14 protein-coding genes are annotated in these 19,839 nt (G+C 43.1%); 1 reads left to right on the top strand and 13 read right to left on the bottom strand.

Translation table 11 applies throughout. The annotated features are described in order from the left end of the window. A complete protein-coding gene (locus AC21OG_RS03185) occupies positions 1-759 on the top strand; it encodes an IclR family transcriptional regulator (protein WP_486546158.1) in 759 nt (252 codons plus the stop codon). 377 nt (positions 760-1,136) lie between these two features. On the opposite strand, the gene mmsB is transcribed toward AC21OG_RS03185, so the two are convergent. The 13 genes from mmsB to tig all read right to left on the bottom strand — a co-directional run bounded on the left by mmsB (position 1,137) and on the right by tig (position 19,714). After that, positions 1,137-2,063 (bottom strand): 3-hydroxyisobutyrate dehydrogenase, encoded by a 927-nt coding sequence (gene mmsB, locus AC21OG_RS03180; protein ID WP_491185067.1) that lies wholly within the window; start codon positions 2,061-2,063, stop codon positions 1,137-1,139. Positions 2,064-2,217: 154 nt separating this feature from the next. Continuing rightward, positions 2,218-3,462: an enoyl-CoA hydratase/isomerase family protein gene (locus AC21OG_RS03175; protein WP_487377180.1), complete on the bottom strand. Its 1,245-nt coding sequence runs from the start codon at positions 3,460-3,462 to the stop codon at positions 2,218-2,220. Between the two features lie 87 nt (positions 3,463-3,549). Further along, complete coding sequence (locus AC21OG_RS03170; RefSeq protein WP_487377181.1) at positions 3,550-4,332, bottom strand: enoyl-CoA hydratase; 783 nt, start codon at positions 4,330-4,332, stop codon at positions 3,550-3,552. Positions 4,333-4,446: 114 nt separating this feature from the next. Next, positions 4,447-5,625: an acyl-CoA dehydrogenase family protein gene (locus tag AC21OG_RS03165; RefSeq protein ID WP_487377182.1), complete on the bottom strand. Its 1,179-nt coding sequence runs from the start codon at positions 5,623-5,625 to the stop codon at positions 4,447-4,449. A 149-nt stretch (positions 5,626-5,774) separates the two neighbouring features. Next, positions 5,775-6,641, bottom strand: a complete 867-nt coding sequence (locus tag AC21OG_RS03160) for a DMT family transporter (RefSeq protein WP_487377183.1) — start codon at positions 6,639-6,641, stop codon at positions 5,775-5,777. Positions 6,642-6,678: 37 nt separating this feature from the next. Beyond that, a complete protein-coding gene (locus tag AC21OG_RS03155; protein ID WP_487377184.1) occupies positions 6,679-8,166 on the bottom strand; it encodes a CoA-acylating methylmalonate-semialdehyde dehydrogenase in 1,488 nt (495 codons plus the stop codon). Between the two features lie 216 nt (positions 8,167-8,382). Beyond that, positions 8,383-9,771, bottom strand: coding sequence for a GntP family permease (locus tag AC21OG_RS03150; RefSeq protein ID WP_487377185.1), 1,389 nt, complete (start codon positions 9,769-9,771; stop codon positions 8,383-8,385). A 215-nt stretch (positions 9,772-9,986) separates the two neighbouring features. Further along, entirely contained in the window at positions 9,987-12,017 is a 2,031-nt protein-coding gene (locus AC21OG_RS03145) for a propionate--CoA ligase (protein WP_487377186.1), read from the bottom strand. 531 nt (positions 12,018-12,548) lie between these two features. After that, complete coding sequence (locus AC21OG_RS03140; RefSeq protein ID WP_487377425.1) at positions 12,549-13,682, bottom strand: MFS transporter; 1,134 nt, start codon at positions 13,680-13,682, stop codon at positions 12,549-12,551. Positions 13,683-14,072: 390 nt separating this feature from the next. Beyond that, entirely contained in the window at positions 14,073-15,002 is a 930-nt protein-coding gene (locus AC21OG_RS03135) for an SDR family NAD(P)-dependent oxidoreductase (RefSeq protein WP_487377426.1), read from the bottom strand. Between the two features lie 318 nt (positions 15,003-15,320). After that, complete coding sequence (gene clpX / locus AC21OG_RS03130) at positions 15,321-16,598, bottom strand: ATP-dependent protease ATP-binding subunit ClpX (RefSeq protein WP_487377187.1); 1,278 nt, start codon at positions 16,596-16,598, stop codon at positions 15,321-15,323. Between the two features lie 385 nt (positions 16,599-16,983). Next, on the bottom strand, positions 16,984-17,610 hold the full coding sequence (gene clpP / locus AC21OG_RS03125) for an ATP-dependent Clp endopeptidase proteolytic subunit ClpP (RefSeq protein WP_486546331.1): 627 nt from the start codon (positions 17,608-17,610) through the stop codon (positions 16,984-16,986). 766 nt (positions 17,611-18,376) lie between these two features. Then, positions 18,377-19,714: a trigger factor gene (gene tig, locus AC21OG_RS03120; RefSeq protein WP_487377188.1), complete on the bottom strand. Its 1,338-nt coding sequence runs from the start codon at positions 19,712-19,714 to the stop codon at positions 18,377-18,379. Positions 19,715-19,839: the final 125 nt, after the last annotated feature.

Raw genomic sequence — 19,839 nt, 5'->3', positions numbered from 1 at the left:
ATGCCCAAAGTCTCATCCATTACTCGAGTACTGCAAATAATCGAAGCGGTATCCTACGCGGCAAAACCCATTACGCCTTTAGAGCTTTCAAAAGAGTTGGATATTCCGAAACCCACCATTCATCGTCTTATTCAGCAATTGGTGGATGAAGGCTTTGTCATGGTAGATATCACAGGAGGGGTTATCGCGGGCAAGCGGGTGCGAAATTTAAGCGTTGAGCTATGGCAGCAGCGCCAGTTTTATAGTGAGCGCCAAGTTGTGTTACAGCGTCTCGTCAACGATGTCAAAGAGACGTGTGGTATTGCGGTTCCGCAGAATATGAACATGGTCTATACCAACCGGGTGATCACAGAGCTACCGTTACAAATTTATCTCCCTATCGGCTCCAAGTCACCGATGTGGTGTACGGCCACGGGTAAGCTATATTTGAGTCAACTGTCATCCGATCGTCGCCATAGAATGCTGCAAAACCTGAGCTTAGATAAGTTCACTAAAAATACCATTACGGATTATGATGCCTTAAGTACAGAGCTTGAGAGTATTGCCGAAACAGGGATTGGCGTTGATAATGAAGAGTTTATCTCTGAAATGGTCGCCGTGTCTGTACCGATCTTAGATAAACAAGAGCGCTATTTAGCGTCGCTTTATCTGCATGCGCCCACGGTTCGTATTTCACTCGATGACCTGCTGCAGTATGTACCGCGGATGCGTGAGGCCGCGTTGGATATTCAGGCATTAGTGTATGAGTTACAAAGTTAAAATATTATAGTCGTAGGCAAACTAAAGAGCCACAGCGTTAACCTCGTTAAGTCTACTAGAGTAGTACTTGCGCTCGGTTGCCTTGTAACCATTTTAGTCTTCTTTGACTATAGTTGCCGATGACTATACTGGGTGAGTGACGTCTTTCATACCAGACGTAAAAATCCCAAGTCACTGACTTGGGATTTTTTCTTTGTGAAAGTCCTATCTATATAAGTTCTATCCATACACCATGAACGATTTAAGCTATTATATATATTCAAAAAAGTACGCACTAACTTTTGTAAAATAAGGTTAGGTAGGAAGCTTATAGCTCATTTAAGCTTATAGCTCATATAAATAGTAGAGAACGCCAGTATTTATGCCCAATCAGTCTATTAAGACTTAGTTAATACACTGCTATCAAAATAGGCCATGATACTTGAGAAGTCCATATCGTTAAACTGTTGATTGTGCTCCTCATATAGCTTAGCCGTCTGAGCACCCATAGGTACTTTCGCGCCCATCTCTTCTGCGGTTTGTAATGCTAAGTTTATGTCTTTGTGCATATGCTGGGTCATAAAGCCACCGGTATAGCCTCGACTCGATGGAACGTTTTCCAAAATATTAGGGTAGGGGTTATAAACTTCAAGGGTCCAGTTGCGTCCAGAGCTTTGTAGCATGATTTCAGACAAAGTGTTGGGATTAAGGCCACTTTTAACGCCAAGATTAATTGCTTCAGCAGTCCCTGCCATCAAAATGCCAAGCAGCATATTATTACAAATTTTGGCCACTTGCCCAGCCCCATTGTCACCGGCATGAAAAATATTTTTACCCATAATTTGCAATAAGGGCTTAGCACGATGAAAGGCGTCATCGCTACCACCGACAATAAAGGTCAATGTCCCTGCTTCGGCACCGGCTGTGCCACCAGATACTGGGGCATCGATAATATCTATTCCTTTATCGCTTGCAATGGTAGCGACCGCGATGGCATCGGCTGGCGCTATGGTACTGCTGTCAATAACCAGTGTGCTGCTTGATATATGTGCCAATATGCCGTTATCTGTCAGCTCAGTGGCATTAGCATCGCCTAAATAGACGGTTTTGACATGCTTGCCAGCGGGTAACATGGTAATCACGACTTCGGCATTTTTGACCGCTTCAATAGGAGAAGACGATGTCTGAGCACCAGCTTTAGCAAGGTGTTGCTGGGCGTCATCTGACAAATCATAAACGGTGACATTAAAACCACCTTTAAGTAGATTTTTGGCCATTGGACCACCCATATTACCCAGTCCAATAAAAGCAACGTTGAGGGGCATGCGATCGTTGGAGTCTTCGTTACTCTGTTTATTGTGTGTATTAGCAATCATGGTATCCTTCCTTGGTAATCATTTGATAAAAAAGTCTTTAGATAATGGGATGAATTTGAGTCACAAGTTTGATTAAGTAACTGGTTTTTGTAATTCTAGTTTTTTAAGACACAAGTTGTGAGCCATATGAGGACTTACCTAACCAGTCCTGAAATATATGGTCACCCTCAGGGTAAGGGCTGGCAAAATGACTGGCGATATAGTCTTTACCTGATGTCGCTAAACAATCCTCTAAGGTGCGTGACCAGTTAGGGTTTTTATCCTTATCAATCAGTAGCGCCCGCACACCTTCTTTGAAGTCTGGATTGTTGGCACAGTGCACGGCAACATTGGCCTCAAGTACTAAAATTTGCTCTAAAGACAAGTCTTTGACTCGGTGATATAACTCATAAGTCAAAGCGGCAGTCACGGGACAACCTCGACGGTAAGTGGTTACCGCTCGCTTGGTCCAACTGTCTTCTGCAAAGCTTGCATCTAGTTGCGCAAGCTTATTGTCATCAGTCAAAATATCATCAATCTGCTGCAAACCACCACTGACCATCAACGTCTGAATCGCTTGCCAGTGTTGCGCCAGCTTGCTCGGCGTCAACTCAGACTCAAGCTGAACCTTAGTGGCTACCTCTAACTGAGCCAAAGTATGACTGGCTGTGCGATGGGCGTGACTATAAAGTGAATCGACAGTTTGGGGTTGCTGCCAGTCAGCTTTTGCCAATGTATCTATGACTCTCGCGAAGCTATCGCTGGGTAGGGCATATTCTGCAAGACTGACAAATTTCGCATCATTAGCATTGCATAAAGCGCCAGTTAAACCCAAAAACAATCCTGTTTTGGCAGGCATGCGCTGCAAAAACCAACTACCTGAAGCGTCGGGAAATAATCCAATGCTAATCTCAGGCATGGCAAACTTAGTCGTTTCAGTGACAATACGATGACTACAGGCAGCCGTCAATCCCATACCACCGCCCATAATAATACCGTTACCCCACAAAATTAACGGTTTATTATAAAAGTGCATTTGACGATATAGCTTGTATTCACCTCCAAAAAACTGAGTAGCGTAAGGGTTCGGCATCGGCGGATTGTCTATCATGCTGTCATAAAGCTTACGAATATCACCGCCTGCACAAAACGCCTTATCACCGGCACCCCGTAATATAACCGCCACAACACGCTCATCGTCCTGCCAATGCAATAACTGCTCAGACATTAGCTGGCACATATCGACACTAAGTGCATTGAGCGACTTTGGTGAATTTAGCATCATCTCGCCAATCACATGACCTGAGTGGGTAGGGTGTTCGGTAAACAGTACTGATGCTTCTGTTGCTTGTGAGGCTTCATTTTGCATAGGGAGTCCCTTTTTATATTTTAAATTCCGTTTCTTATCACTGGCAATTATTGTTATTGGCTAGTCAGAGGTAACTCAATAAGATGATTATTTGTTTTGCCATGATGGTTTACGCTTTTCTAAAAAGGCGTTCACCCCTTCCGTTTGATCGGCGGTGTCGAATAGTTTGACAAAGGCTTCACGCTCATTGATTAAATTATAAGCAGGCGGCTGATGTCTGGCCGATTGTACCAATTGTTTTGATAAGGTGACGGCGACGGGTGATTGTTTGGTAACCTTGTTGGCTAATTCTAATGCCACTGCTAAGCCATCCCCTTTCTCGGTCACTTCTTCGACCAATCCAATGCGCAATGCGGTCTCAGCATCAACGCGTTCCCCGCATAAGATCATACGCTTTGCCCAACCTTCGCCCACTAGCCAAGGTAGGTTTTGGGTGCCACCTGCACAAGGCAATAAGCCAACGCTGGCTTCAGGCAACGCCATAACAGCATGCGCTTCAGCAATACGGATATCGCAGGCAAGAGCACATTCAAGTCCGCCGCCCATGGCATAGCCATTAATCGCAGCAATACTGACGCCACGATAGTTTGATAAAGCCTCAAAGGCTTCAGCAAAGGCAATGGCCATTGAAATAGCAATGCCTTTATCGCCGTCTGCAAAGGTATTCAAATCAGCCCCTGCAGAGAAGAACTTCTCGCCGTCACCATGGATGACGAGCGCATAAACTGAATCATTGTTATTTAAGTCATCGATTAGTTGCTTAAGTGACTGTAAGCTTGCCGCCGTCCAGGTATGAGCAGGAGGATTGTTTAGAGTTAAAGTGGCAACGTGGCCGTTAATGGATACGTTTAAATTGGTATAAGTGGTCATGATATCGCCTTTTAGTCTGATGTTACTTAGTTTGCTGATTTTAATAAGGTTACTGGTGTTGATAAGGGTACTGCTCTACAAGTATTTATTAAGCTCATGGTGTCATTTTTGGCATTAGCGAAAGCCGTCTAATCCGTCCGCATCGAGCATTTTGCGTGACACAATGACTCGCATAATCTCATTCGTGCCCTCTAAAATCTGATGCACGCGCAAATCACGCACATGGCGCTCAAGCGGATATTCATTGAGATAACCATAGCCCCCATGTAGCTGTAACGCTTGATTAGCGACCTCAAAACTTAAGTCGGTAGCCATGCGTTTTGCCATTGCACAGTAGGCAGTTGCATTGGTATCTTTCGTGTCAACTTTATTGGCAGCTAAATAGATCATTTGACGGGCGGCGACGGTTTGGGTCAGCATATCAGCAAGCTTAAATTGTACCGATTGTAGATCTGCTAGGGCACTGCCAAATTGCTTACGTTGTTGCACATAGTCCAATGCCGTCTCTAGCGCAGACTGTGCAGTACCAACCGCACAAATACCGATATTAATACGACCACCATCTAACCCTTTCATGGCAAATTTAAAGCCTTCTCCTTCTTGCCCTAACAGATGACTGGCAGGAACTTTGACGTCTTTGAAGTGAATAGTGCGGGTAGGCTGCGCTTTCCAGCCCATTTTATGCTCATTTTTACCATAGCTGATACCCTCGTTATGAGCATCTACCACAAAGGCGGAAACCCCTTTAGGACCGGCATCGCCAGTGCGTGCCATAACCACTAAGATGTCGGTAGCTCCAGCGCCTGATATGAAGGTTTTCTCACCATTTAGCAGATAATGGCTTTCTCCATTGGTATCATCGATTTGCTTAACCGCTTTGGTCGATAACGAACCAGCATCAGAGCCGGCATTAGGCTCAGTCAAACAATAGCTGGATAATAGCTCACCACTGACCAGCTTCGGTACCACCTCATGTCGCACCTCATCTTTGGCATACTCGCCAATCATCCACGTCACCATATTATGGATACTAATATAGGCTGACACTGACGTATCACCCCAAGCGAGTTGTTCAAATACGAGGGCCGCATCGAGACGTGGCAGACCTAAGCCCCCACAGTCTGGATTGGTATATAATCCTAAAAAACCAAGATCGCCGGTGCGCTTGATAACGTCAATTGGGAAATGACTTTCTCTGTCCCATGTCGCGGCATTGGGTTTTAATTCTTTTTGAGCAAATTGACGGGCAGCTTGTTGATACGCCAATTGGTCGTCGGATAATGTAAAGTCCATATCTATTCCTTGATGATCACTTGATAGTAATTTAATTCCTTTTTACGCTTTTTATTTAGCGGTTATTTATTTAGCGGTTATTTATTTAGTGGCTAACTTTTCAACTAACTACCTTACTAAAATATTCACTAACATATTCACTAACTGAGTTATTCACTAACTTGCTGACCTAACATGGCCACAAGAAACACGGACAGCGAGACTAACACGATGCCTACACTTTGAAATAATGAAATGCTACCCTCCAAAAAGACAAAGGAGAGGCCTAACGCTGATATCGGTACGAGATAAAACAAAGTTGATACCTGACTAATTGGTAACTCTCTAATTAGTGAATAAAGAAGGCTTATCGCCCCAATAGATACGATAACCGCCATCCACAATAGCGAAAACACAAATTCAGAAGTCCATTCAATATGATGGACAGGGTAGAACAACCAAACGATCGCGCAGAAAGCAAAGGAAGCGCCAGACTGTAAAAATCCGCCAAATACCAAGTGCATATTTTGACAATAATACTTCTGGTAAATGCTGCCGCATGTTGCCCCTAGTAGTCCTAATAAAGCCATAGCTAGCCCGATTAAGCTCGGTGGATTCAGCCCTCCAAACACGATCACCATAACTCCTATCAGCCCAATGACCAACCCTATCCATTGAAAGGGGGATACAGATGCTTTATACACCATCCAAGCAATCAAACTTGCTAATAATGGCTGAAAAGAGATGATTAACGCGGATGTTGACGCTGAAATACCATAGTCAATCGCTAAAAAAACACCGAGCGAGAAAACACCGACTATCAGCACACCCGCTATCGTTATGTGAACCATCTCACGCAGCGATCTAGGTAGTGTCGGTTTGATAATAAGACAGACCAGACCTAATAGCGCTGCTGTTATGGCGAACCTAATCACCAAAAATGAGACTGGGTCTGCATAGGGCAATCCGTACTGAGTGGCGACAAATCCCGAACCAAAGAGTAAAACGAATAATAAGGATAGGGATATTGTTTTCACTCAGTAGTCCTATATGGATTTCATACGTATCGCTAGACTACATCGAAATGGTAGTATTCACTTTACCTTTACTGGCCTCGTCATCAAACCATCGTGCAGTGACCGTTTTGGTTTGGGTATAAAACTGTACCGCTTGTTTGCCATAAGGACCTAAGTCGCCCAACTTGCTGGCACGAGAGCCTGAGAATGAGAACATAGGTAGTGGCACTGGAATAGGTAGGTTAATACCGACTTGACCAACGTCGATGTCTTGTTGGAACTTATGAGCCGCCGCGCCAGATTGGGTAAAGATAGCAGTACCATTACCATTCGGATTGGCATTTATCAGCTCAATCGCCTCATCCAATGAATCTGCGCGCATAATACATAGGACAGGACCGAAAATCTCCTGGCTGTAAATCTGCATCTCAGTGGTCACGTTATCGAAGATAGTCGGGCCGACAAAGTTGCCATTTTCATAGCCTTCAACCGTGATACCACGACCATCTAATAATAAGTCTGCACCTTCATCGACACCCGTTTGTATAAGATGTTCAACACGTGCTTTGGCTTGCGGGCTGATAAGTGGGCCTAAGTCTTTATCATGTTTACCAGCTGATACCACTAGGCTTTCAGCTTTGGCTTTAATATCATCGATCCAATCGCCAGCAGCACCCACTAGTACAACGACCGATAAGGCCATACAGCGTTGACCCGCCGCACCAAAGGCTGCACCGGCTAATTGATTAAGGGTTTGCTCTTTGTTGGCATCAGGTAGGATAACGGCGTGGTTTTTGGCACCCATCATGCACTGGACACGTTTACCGGCTTTACTTGCGAGATCATAGACATGATGTCCAACGCGGGTTGAGCCGACGAATGAGACCGCCTTAATATCAGGGTGATTACAAATGGCATCTACCGTTGGTTTGCCGCCATGGACGACGTTTAAAACGCCCTTAGGTACGCCAGCTTCCAGTGCCAACTCTACCAAGCGCATGGTGACCATAGGGTCTTGTTCAGAAGGTTTAAGAATAAAGGTATTGCCGGTGGCAATCGCCATTGGGAACATCCAAAGCGGAATCATGGCAGGGAAGTTAAACGGAGTAATACCTGCACAAACACCAAGCGGTTGCCAAATACTATAAGTATCAACGCCACGAGCGACATTTTCAACAAACTCGCCCATCTGTAAGTTAGCGATACCTGAGGCATGTTCGACAACTTCTAGACCACGAAACACATCACCGCGCGCATCCGCAATAGTCTTACCTTGCTCAGAGGTGAGTAATTCAGCGAGCTCATCCATATGCTCACGAATAAGCGCTTGATAGGTTAAGAAAATTCTAGAGCGGGTAGTGATGGGTGTCTTGCGCCACGTTTTAAATGCTTCTTTGGCAGCAGCTACCGCTTCATTGATCTCATCATCTGTGGTTTGAGGTACTTTGGCGATAACTTCTTGAGTGGCAGGATCGGTCAAATCGATCCATTCTTGAGTGTTTGACTCTACAAATTGTCCGTTGATGAGTTGTTTAACGTGGTGCATAGGATATCCTTATCTTAAAAGTATTAAGTTTTAAATGTGTCGGTTAGCTTTTAAATACTAATGGCTCATTTTTTATAAATAATGTCACTAATAGTGTGATTGTAAATTATTAGCCTAAATAATGAGACATTTATTCTCATTTTACAAGTGGAAATTACAAAAAATGTTGTCGTACTAGGATTTTTGAATCAATTTTTATAACTTCGTTTTATGCGATTAGAAAGAGCCAAACATAGTGCCTAATACAATTATTGCTATCGTTGCCAAAATTGGAACAACGACGGCAGTGACAAAGACGTCGACATAAGATTGTTTATGGGTCAACCCGCAAATAGTTAGCATAGTGATAACTGCTCCGTTATGGGGTAGGGCATCTAAGCCACCACAAGCCAATGAAGCGATACGATGCATCAGTTCAGGATTGATATTGTACTGCTCAGCCAAAAGCATATAGTTTTCACCCATGACCTCTAAGGCGATTCCCAGCCCCCCAGAAGCAGAACCCGTGATACCAGCAAGTACGTTAATAATAATGGCTTCAGAGATAAGAGGATTGCTTGAAGCGATTCCCATTAAGAAATGCTGAATGACCGCGAACCCTGCTAAGCCTGCAATCACTGAGCCATAACCAACCTCAGAGGCAGTATTAAATATGGGTAATAATGAACCCATTGCCCCTTCATTTAAGGTTTCAGATAAGCTTTTAATTCTAGAAAAGTTGAGCACAATAACGAAAAGACAAGCAATGGCAAGCGATATAATAATGGACCAAATACCAATTAATGAGCTAATCTCCACGCCGCCAAATTGCTCGCCTGCTAAATAGCTATTATCCCACATAGGAATAATAATTTTTGAAAACAAGTAGTTGCCTATGACCACAATGACAATAGGTACTAAGGCAAGCCAAAAGTTTTGCACCTTACCCGAGACATCAAATTCCTTTTCATTTAGGATATGCTTGCCATAGCCTTCATCTACGGCTTTCGCTTTACGAAGTTGATAATTCATCCATAACATACCACCGCCAAGCATGATGATAGCAGCAATAATTCCAAGACCAGGTGCGGCAAAGGCGTCGGTTTGGAAGTAAGGCATGGGAATGGCATTATGAATGGCAGGTGTGCCCGGTAGTGCGGTCATAGTAAAAGTAAACGCACCGATACTAATGGCACCAGGAATTAGACGTTTAGGAATATCAGCGTGTTTAAATAATGCTGCCGCAATAGGATAAACGGCAAATGCGACAACGAAAACGGAAACGCCACCATAGGTTAAGAGGGCGCACGCCAGTACAATCGCTAGTAACGCATGGTGACTGCCTAACCTATCGACGATACTTTTTGCAATACTATAGGCATACCCAGAGTCTTCCATGAGCTTACCGAAAATAGCACCAAGAATAAAAAGTGGAAAATATTTTACTGCAAAACCACCCATACCTTTCATAAAAACTTGTGTATAGATTCCCATTGATTCAGAGGCTTGACCGCTTAGTACGACAGCAAGTAACGCCAAAATAGGTGCTAAAATAAGTACACTGACGCCTTTGTAAGCGAAGTACATCAATAATCCAAGAGACAAAACAATTGCGAGAATGGTCATTTGTTGCTTCCTTGCAAAGTTATTGAATTAAAGCATTCTCAATCATCCTATTAATCTAGATCCTTCTAGATATACGTTTGAAAGATTAAGATTGCTAACTTTATAAACAGAAATTCTAGACACCTTATTCTTGTTTATTATGGGTAGTGTAAAAGCTCATTTTATTCCCAACGTTGATTTACAGATCTGGTGTTGACTGTTAATGACAAAAAACCTTAATAATTTTTCAAAGCTGATTTAACCGCTTCTATGGCAGAGGGGTCATCAAGGGTAGACATATCACCGGTTTCATGACCTTCAGCTAAAGCACGAATGGCGCGGCGTAGGATTTTTCCAGAGCGCGTTTTTGGTAAGGCAGATGGGAAATAAACAGCAGCAGGTCGTGCCAGAGACCCTAAAGACTTTGCAACGATACCAAATATCTGTTGTTCCACTCTAAACCTATTTTCGGTATCCTCAATGATAGACGGGTCGCGCAAGATACAAAAGGCAATCGGTAATTCGCCTTTTAAGTCATCCTTGATACCGACAACCCCAACTTCTGCCACTTCAGGATGCTCGCTAATCGCCGCTTCAATCTCCTGCGTACCTAAGCGGTGTCCTGCCACATTGATGACATCATCGGTACGACCAAGGATATAAAAATAACCGTCTTCATCCGTCGTTGCATAGTCGGAGCTTGAGTATTGTTTGCCATCAAATAAGCTGTAATAACTTTTGATAAAACGCGCATCATTGCCCCAAACGGTGGTTAAACAGCCCGGAGGTAGGGGCGCTGAAATGGCCAATAATCCTTTTTCACCAGGCGCGCAAGGCTCTCCCGTTTCTTCATTAAGCACCTTGGCATCATAGCCAAACATAGGGTAACCCGGTGACCCTGCTTTGTGATCTTTATGATCAAACTTAGGAACATGGCTTAAGATGGGCCAGCCTGTCTCAGTTTGCCAATAGTGATCTATAATTGGCACCCCTAAATGATCCGAGAGCCATTCGCCGGTCGGTTCATCCAATGGCTCACCCGCTAAAAAGAAGGATTTCACGCTGCTGGTGTTATAACGGGTTAACCACGATTCATCTTGTTTTTTGAGCATTCGAATGCCTGTTGGGGCAGTAAACAGAATGTTGACCTTATTGGCTTCGACGATACGCCACCAAATCCCTGGGTTTGGGTAATGGGGCAGACCTTCGTACATAATACTGGTCATACCAGCGAGCAGCGGCGCGTAAATGGTATAAGAGTGTCCGACCGCCCAGCCAATATCCGAAATGGCCCAGAATGTCTCTCCTGCCTTACCATCATAAATGTAGTCAATCGATGTGGTTAAGGCGATGGCATGTCCACCCGTATCACGCTGTACACCTTTTGGGGTGCCTGTGGTACCTGAAGTGTAGAGTAAGTAGCAAGGTTCGTTTGACTCAAGCCAGACTGGCTCAACGACGGCTTTTGCCTCACAACTAATGCGGCGCTCAGTAGCATAGTCGACATCGATGGGTTGAGGGGTGTACGGCATGATGCCACGATTTACCACCAATACTTTTTCAGGCTTCACCTGTGCTTGCTCGACACCTTGATTCACCAAGTTTTTGTAATTGATGACCTTACCGCCACGCAATCCTGCATCGACAGTGATAACCAGTTTGGCTTTGGCATCGTCCATCCGAATCGCTAAATTATGTGCCGCAAAGCCGCCAAATACCACTGAATGTACTGCGCCGATACGGGTACAGGCTAACATAGCGTAGGCTGCTTCTAAGATCATCGGCATATAAATAATAACGCGGTCGCCTTTACCAACGCCTAAGCGTTGTAGCACATCTGCGAAATAATTGACTTCTTTATATAAGCGGTTATAGGTGAGGCGACGCTTAGCATAGTCGGTGTAAAACTCAACATGATTGTCCAGCTCTTTAAAGGCCTCGGCAACACCCGGGTGATTGTCTAGTAGGTCTTGATTAATCTCGGAGGACACCCAAACAAAGGCATCTTGCTCGGCGCGCTCCTCTAAATGACGATCAACGCAGTTATAGCAGACATTGGTCTCACCACCGACAAACCATTTGGCAAAAGGTAAGTTGCTCTTATCTACAATTTGCTCAGGTGATTTGTGCCAATAGATGCGCTCGGCTTGTTTGCCCCAAAATGCTTCGGGGTTATTAATTGACGTTGAATAAAGCTGTGAAAATGATTCGGTAGAAGTAGGCTGATAATGGGTCTGGGTTTGGGTTGTGGTTTTGGCAGTAGTCATGGCGCTATCCTTAGCTATCTATGTTATGACTGTTTGATTGGGATTTTTTATTTAGAATGTTTTTATAGAGTCGATCAGGTTTTGCAAATCGTACCTCATTGCATCCTTATGGCATCATTTGCATTCCTTGCTAATGATGTTTTCTTAAAAAAGGTATATTCGATACAAAATATCTCATTTTAATTGAAATTTAATTTAACAAAGATATCTATGCTAGGTCAATACAAATTATTATTTTATAGCAAATCTAGAAATCAACCTATCAAGGAAGGCGAGTGCAAACGCTACAAATCGTAGGTTTAATAAGCCTGACAAAGATAGGTTGTTTTATAGAAAAGGTATTAGTTTGGATTATACATAGTGGCTGTACCAAAGACTCGAATTCTAATTAATTAATTGATGAGCATATAGACTAGTGCTTCTCGTCCATTACGTTTTATCAATTAATCATAAATGCGGAGCTAAACCAAAGCCAAGTCTTTCGTTAAAAGTTGGGATTAGGACAAAAGCATAATTTTGATTTACTGCTGGTTACGAGTTGAGGGGTGTTTTAATCATGCCGAATCGTGCGATTAACAGAGCCATTACTTGCATGAACAGTAGCGTCCAAACCGTATAAGTCCACTCGCCATGGGCATAAGCCAGTCCACATACCCATGCCCCAACGGTACCGCCAGCATAGTAAAACATATAGTATAAGCCTGAAGCCAGAGAGCGTCCTTCATGCACATTGGTGGCAATATAGCCGATCGTTGCAGACTGAGTAATAAATACCCCTGAGGACATGACGCTGATACCGATAATAATTAGCCATAAAGGGGCTGATAAGGTCAACAATACGCCCAACATCGACATAATAACGGCCACAACAATGGTTCGTGCTGCGCCAAAGCGTTGTAGTAGCTTGGTTGATAACGGTGTGATAATGACCCCAATTAAATACACGGTAAAAATATTGGCTAGCTGTCCCGTATTTAAATGGTAAGGCGTAGCGGCAAGGTGGAGGTTAATGAAGGTAAAGCAGCCGACTAGGGAGAAAAGTACGCAAAAACCAAGTAAACCTGCCGAGAGTACATAACGATTGGTTAGGTGACCGGCTAGCATTGTCAGTGCAGTGCGAAACTTGGGACTGGGGACAAAGTTTTTGGAGGCGGGAAGGGTCTTGGCTACCCACAGTGCTCCGGCAAAGGTTAACGCCGCCATAATATAATAAGCTATTCGCCAACCGACCCACTCATGCAGATGTCCTAAAATAAAACGCCCTGAAAAGCCGCCAAGCACGGTGCCTGACACGTAATATGCCATGAGCTCAGCAATCGCTCCGCCTTTGAACTCCTCTCCGAGATAGGCAATGGTCACCACCGTAATACCGGGAACAGATAGCCCTTGCAAAAATCGCCAAAAGGTCAAGACCTCCACGCTACTGCTATGCGCAATTAAGGCAGTAGGGACCGCTAAAAAGAGTAATGCCGTCACAATAATTGACTTACGTCCAATCGCATCAGACAACATGCCTAAAAAAGGAGACATGATCGCCACTGCCAAGACGGTCGCCCCAACTGCCATTCCGACTTGTACTTCAGTAGCTCCGAAGTCGACCATTAATACTGGTAGGATCGACTGAATAGAATACACCTGTAAAAAGGCAAATACCGCAATTAGCATTACCGTGGCTTTGAGCACCCAAGTGGTGGGTGGTGTCTTAGAAGAGGTTTTCGTTTCGGTTTGTGAGGGGGGTGTTTGCATAAAGTGACCACTGATATCCAAAGCAAAAACACAATCGGCTGGCATAAGCGCAGTCGATTTGATAACCGTTAACTATCGGTTTAAAAAGAACAGAACTGACGCAGAATTAGAAGCTACAGCAACTGGGGGTATTTATTTACACTGTCTAATGATGGTGCCAGACATTCAATAAAAAATACCCAATTGCCTTTAAGCGTTTAAAGTCTTCTTTTAAAACTCACTATTTTATAAGGCTTAACTTAAATCGGCTAGCCTATTAATGTCTCTTTAGGGTCAATAAAATTCGATTTGGTTCGTTTATTTAGCTGATTAACCCAGCTTACGCATCAGTGGGTGTCTTTTTAGTTTGGAGATGGTCTTTGACGCGCGGTTCATAACTTGCCCATAATTTGAGGGGAAAGCGCGCTGCACCAAATCAAATAATTTTGCATCATCACCGATCAGACAGCGGGGTTGATTATTGGCGACGGCCATCAATATTATTTTTGCTGCCATATCAGGGTCAAACTTCAATAATCTATTGATCTTCTCTAAGCCTTTCGCCCCTGTGGTCATTCCAAGAGAACTCACACTGTCATGTTCTCTTGCATTATTAGCAATATTGGTTTTAATACCGCCAGGATGTACAGATGTCAATGAGACGCCACACTTTTGAATATCCAGCTCTTGACGTAAGCTTTCATTAAATCCGCGAATAGCAAATTTACTGGCGTTATAAGCAGACTGAGCGGGCAGGGCGACAATACCAAACAAGCTGGATATATTAATAATATGGCCATGAGCTTGTTGATGAGTTTGCCGTTTAGAGTGAACTTGTAGCTGAATATTAGCGTCACTGACACTTTGTTTAATTAAGGGCAAAAAGGCTTTAGTACCGTACACCATGCCCCAGAAGTTCACACTCATGACCCATTCGATGTCCTCTATCGACTCACCCTCGACAGTCGACGCTAAGGCTACTCCAGCATTATTAAAGATAAAGTTGACTTTGCCATGGTCTTTGAACACGTGATCGGCCCAAGCAAACACAGCCTCTTTATTTGCCACATCCAGTTGGGTCGCCGTTACTATCACCTCATAGTCTGATAATAGAGCTTGGGTTTCGGCTAAATTCTCGCTATTAATATCGGATAAAGCCAGATGGCATCCGGCTGATGCCAAACTTAACGCCAGACTTCTGCCAATACCGGAACCTGCACCTGTAATGGCAGCTACATGATTTTGATAAAAGTTTTTCATCAATTGCTCATCAATGTGAGGTGCCATAAAAGGGGTAATAGAAGAAAGCTGCTGAGCAACTTGTTTATTTAACTTATTATTTACAGAGAATAAAATTGACATTCGGTGGCTCATCCTTGAGTGGTATTAAAATTGGAGTCAAAAAGCTAGCAAGGTAATAATTGAAAACTATAAATGCGAAAAAACATTTTTATAATAGGACACAGTGACCGTGTAAGCAATAAAAAATGCCCATCATTACTGATAGGCATCTTAAAATTTAATGACAATAACGATAAACCAGTAAGTACAGTTTAACGCTTAAACAACTTATTTTACTTAAGCAATTTTGGGTGTGACACCATCATTGATGACCGTCTCATCGACTACCACGGATTTCGCATTTTCCATAGAAGGCAATTCGTACATGGTGTCCAATAATGCGTTCTCAACGATCGACCGTAAGCCACGTGCACCAGTTTTACGCTCCATCGCTTTATGAGCAATCGCTTTTAAACCATCTTCGGTAAAGGTTAGTTCAGCGTCTTCCATCTCAAACAGATACTGATATTGTTTAACAATGGCGTTTTTAGGCTCAGTCAAAATTTGCATTAATGCATCTTCATCAAGCTCTTCAAGCGTAGCAATAACTGGCAGACGACCGATCAGCTCTGGTATCAGACCAAACTTAATCAAATCCTCTGGCTCTACTTGCTTAAATAGCTCAGAGATCTGCTTGCCTTCATCTTTTGATTTTACTTCAGCATTGAATCCAATGCCTGTTTTTTCAGTACGTTGCTGAATCACTTTATCCAGTCCTGAGAAGGCGCCGCCAACGATAATTAAGATATTGCTGGTATCGACTTGGATAAGCTCTTGGTTAGGATGCTTACGACCTCCATGAGGTGGAATGGCCGCCACTGTACCTTCAATCAGTTTTAGCAGCGCTTGCTGTACGCCTTCACCCGATACGTCACGGGTGATTGACATGTTCTCGCCTTTTTTACTGATTTTATCAATCTCATCGACATAGATGATACCTTGCTCAGCTTTCTCAACATCATAATCAGCCGCTTGTAGTAGCTTTTGTACGATGTTTTCAACGTCTTCACCCACATAACCGGCTTCGGTTAGGGTAGTGGCATCAGCCATTGCAAAAGGAACATCCAACATACGGGCTAGCGTTTGAGCCAATAAGGTCTTGCCAGAACCGGTAGGACCGATCAGCAAAATGTTACTTTTAGACAATTCAACCATGGCATCATCGGCACCAAGTTTTGCTTGTTTAACATCTTCAGCCAGTTGCGCCGCGACTTTTAAACGTTTGTAATGGTTATATACTGCAACCGATAAGGCCTTTTTAGCCGTCTCTTGACCGATCACATAGCCATCTAAGTGTTCGCGAATTTGTTTAGGGGTTGGCAGTTTTTTGGTTAGCCAAGTACTGGCTTCGTTATCGCCCTCTTCAACATCACCAAGCGCACCTTCTTCTATCAAATCAGTGCATAAGGCCACACATTCGTTACAAATATTGGCATCATCAGCGGCGATGAGCTGTTTGACTTCGTTCTTTTTTTTACCACAAAATGAACACTGTGGTGTCTTGTCCTTTGCCATAATTGGCGCTCCTTAAAATTTCTTATGCTGACGGGGGCAATTTTATTTATCTTAATAAACTAGTGTTATTCAATAAGCTCTCACTAAACGGTCTTTTACCAAATAATCTTTTTCTAACAACTATCTTTTACTTACTAGTATGTTAAGACTGACGCTCCATTAAAATTTGCAGCATCTGGGTATTATTAAGTGCTATTGTCGTCTTTAGCGTATATATCTTTAAAATTGATAACGCAATAAGCTTGGCAGTTACTTGATAGTCAACAAGATTAATACAGTTATTAGTGGCAACCTATTTTAATGAGTAACCTTTTAATTACCATGCTTTCTATCACTTCGAAGCTTTATAAGTCACTACCAAGCTTTAAAGTTTATATATAGTGGCTTATTTCATCTCTTCAGGACGACGCTCTAATACTTCGTCAACCAATCCATATTCTTTAGCTTCGAACGCATCAAGCCAATAGTCACGCTCAACATCTTTTTCGATCTTTTCTAATGGCTGACCGGTACGCTCCGCTAAGATACGGTTGAGACGATCACGGATTTTTAAGATTTCACGGGCGTTAATCTCGATATCGGTCGCTTGACCTTGTGCGCCACCAGAAGGCTGATGAATCATGACTCGAGAGTTTGCCAGTGCGTAGCGCTTGCCTTTTTCGCCTGCCGCAAGTAGGAATGATCCCATGCTATAAGCGCCGCCCATACAAATGGTAGAGACGTCCGGTTTGATAAAGTTCATGGTATCAAACATGGCAAGGCCTGCACTGACTGATCCGCCTGGAGAGTTAATATATAAGTGAATATCTTTGTCTGGGTTTTCAGCTTCTAAGAACAACATTTGAGCCACAATTAAGTTGGCCATATTGTCTTCAACCTGACCGGTTAAGAAGATAACACGCTCGCGTAATAGTCGTGAATAGATGTCAAATGAGCGCTCACCGCGTGCAGATTGTTCGACAACCATCGGTACTAATGCCGCTTGTGGGCTATTGACAGTAGCATCCTGCATGCCTCTCAACACGGCATCATGAGCCTCGATGAGAGTTTTAAAATGCGGGTTGCTTATAATACGGTCGGTGTCTTGTTGTGTGTGTTGTTGGTTCATAAATAATCCCTGTATGTAGGTAATAAGGTGAAATAGGGCTTAGCTTCTAGTAATTAGTCTTTTAATTAGCAGTATTGTCAGGATTAGCAATATATTAACGAGTAGTGATAATCATAGTTAGAAGTTATATATAGTCACAGAACGACTAAAAAAACTTCTAAACGATTAGGTTATTAACCTCGCTAAGCCTACTTTGAGTAGGCGTCACGCTGGTGCTCTTGTCACCAGTTTAGAGTTCTTCGACTAGAGACGTGCTACCAGTTTGCCTATTTTATCTCTTTATATTTTGGGGTAATAAGCAATAAATCAAGCGACTAAGTGTGATTAACGACACTATCTTACTTTATGTGCAATCATTAATACACAATTATAGCCATTAGAGTGGTTTAAGTCATAGCCATTTCATTCGATAGCTGTAGATATTTAGCTTTGTTTTAGTTTCTGTTTAGCTTTTTTTATAAGGGTAATGAGGGCTAAAAGGTTATAAGCGCTAAAAGGGTTATAAGAGATAAGTGCCATACCCGCCCTAGACAAAAATGCCCCAACACTGGGTCAGGGCACTTTGATTTTACATCTTGAACTTTAATATATTTGATTTTACCGTCTTAAGTTTTGAGCTAAGGTATCAGTGCTTCTATTGAAGCCCTTAGATATAAACCTCTTTAGCGCTCTACATCATACCTTGTTGCTGAGAGGCTAATAGCTCTTGGTAGCCTACTTCTTTATCAGTCACTTTACCTTGCTCTAATAGGAAGTCAACCACTTGATCTTCTAGTACGACTGACTCAATATTGGCGCGTTGTTCAGCATCGTTCGTGTAATAGTCGATAACTTCTTGAGGGTCTTCATAGTTTTCAGCAGTTTCTTTGATGAAGGTTTCAACGCGATCTTGGTCAACCTTGATTTCGTTTTCTTCGATAACGCGTGAAACGAGTACCCCTAAGCGAGCGGCACGGATAGCTTGCTCTTCAAACAGCTCACGTGGCAACATATCTTTATCAATGGCATTGGTATTGCCACCAAATTGCTGCGCGAAACGCTGCATCATTAAGTTGCGCTGACGGTCAACTTCTTGATCCACCATAGCACTTGGTACGTCAAACTCATTTTTCTCAAGTAGCGCATCAAAGGCCGCTTGTTTGACTTGGCTACGGGCCGCATTTTTGACTTCGCGTGTCATGTTTTTGCGAACGTCTTTCTTAAGTTGCTCAACGCCGCCTTCTGTCACACCAAATAACGCTAAGAATTCGTCATCGATTTCTGGAAGCTTAGACTCTTCAACTGTTTTAACAGTGATCTTAAACTGAGCTTCTTTACCCGCTAAGTTTTCAGCTTGATAGTCTTCTGGGAAGGTCACATCGATGGTTTTTTCTTCGCCAGCGCTTAGGCCTTTGATACCGTCTTCAAAGCCTGGAATCATTTGGCCACTACCTAAGACCAATTTAAAGTCTTCTGCTGAACCGCCTTCAAACGTCTCACCATCAATAGAGCCTTCAAAGTCGAAGGTAACTTGATCGCCCTCATCAGCAGCCCCTTCTTTTTTAGCAAACTCTTGACGCTGTTTGCGAAGGTTTTCTATCATCGTATCAACATCTTCATCACTGATAGTGGCGTTATGACGTTCAACCTCGATGTCGCTCATGCCTTCCACTTTGATTTCTGGGAAGATTTCAACGGTTGCTTGATATACCAAAAACTCGTCTTTAAGTTTCACATCATCAATGTTTGGCATACCAACAGCACGGACGTCTTCCGCTTTAATTGCTTCAAATACAGTGTCACGAATCACATCGTTGATCACTTCTTGTTGAATGCCAGCGCCATACTGAGCGCGGATATGAGAAACAGGCACTTTACCTTTACGGAAACCGTCAATCTTAGCAGTTTTGGCTACCTTACGGATGCGGCCTTCAACTTTGTTTTGGATTTGTTCGACAGGTACTTTGACTGTCAATTGAGTTTGGTTGTCGTTGACTTTGCTCGTCGTGACTTGAAGATCTTTTGCCATGGTTATAAACCCTGTATATGTCGTTTAATGTCAATGATAAACAACTGTCTGACGCTACAGATATCAAATTAATGAAATGATATCGTGACAGACAGTCCCTAAAAAATATCGCTAAAACTGGTTTT

The sequence above is a fragment of the Psychrobacter sp. CX5 genome, from assembly GCF_057621535.2.
This window is presented reverse-complemented; position numbering and strand designations above follow the sequence as displayed.

Bases quoted from the DNA above. Each gene is read 5' to 3' on its own strand.
- AC21OG_RS03185 (WP_486546158.1), top strand. From the start codon at position 1: ATGCCCAAAGTCTCATCCATTACTCGAGTACTGCAAATAATCGAAGCG.
- mmsB (WP_491185067.1), bottom strand. From the start codon at position 2,063: ATGCCCCTCAACGTTGCTTTTATTGGACTGGGTAATATGGGTGGTCCA.
- AC21OG_RS03175 (WP_487377180.1), bottom strand. From the start codon at position 3,462: ATGCAAAATGAAGCCTCACAAGCAACAGAAGCATCAGTACTGTTTACC.
- AC21OG_RS03170 (WP_487377181.1), bottom strand. From the start codon at position 4,332: ATGACCACTTATACCAATTTAAACGTATCCATTAACGGCCACGTTGCC.
- AC21OG_RS03165 (WP_487377182.1), bottom strand. From the start codon at position 5,625: ATGGACTTTACATTATCCGACGACCAATTGGCGTATCAACAAGCTGCC.
- AC21OG_RS03155 (WP_487377184.1), bottom strand. From the start codon at position 8,166: ATGCACCACGTTAAACAACTCATCAACGGACAATTTGTAGAGTCAAAC.
- AC21OG_RS03150 (WP_487377185.1), bottom strand. From the start codon at position 9,771: ATGACCATTCTCGCAATTGTTTTGTCTCTTGGATTATTGATGTACTTC.
- AC21OG_RS03145 (WP_487377186.1), bottom strand. From the start codon at position 12,017: ATGACTACTGCCAAAACCACAACCCAAACCCAGACCCATTATCAGCCT.
- AC21OG_RS03140 (WP_487377425.1), bottom strand. From the start codon at position 13,682: ATGCTAATTGCGGTATTTGCCTTTTTACAGGTGTATTCTATTCAGTCG.
- AC21OG_RS03135 (WP_487377426.1), bottom strand. From the start codon at position 15,002: ATGAAAAACTTTTATCAAAATCATGTAGCTGCCATTACAGGTGCAGGT.
- clpX (WP_487377187.1), bottom strand. From the start codon at position 16,598: ATGGCAAAGGACAAGACACCACAGTGTTCATTTTGTGGTAAAAAAAAG.
- clpP (WP_486546331.1), bottom strand. From the start codon at position 17,610: ATGCAGGATGCTACTGTCAATAGCCCACAAGCGGCATTAGTACCGATG.
- tig (WP_487377188.1), bottom strand. From the start codon at position 19,714: ATGGCAAAAGATCTTCAAGTCACGACGAGCAAAGTCAACGACAACCAA.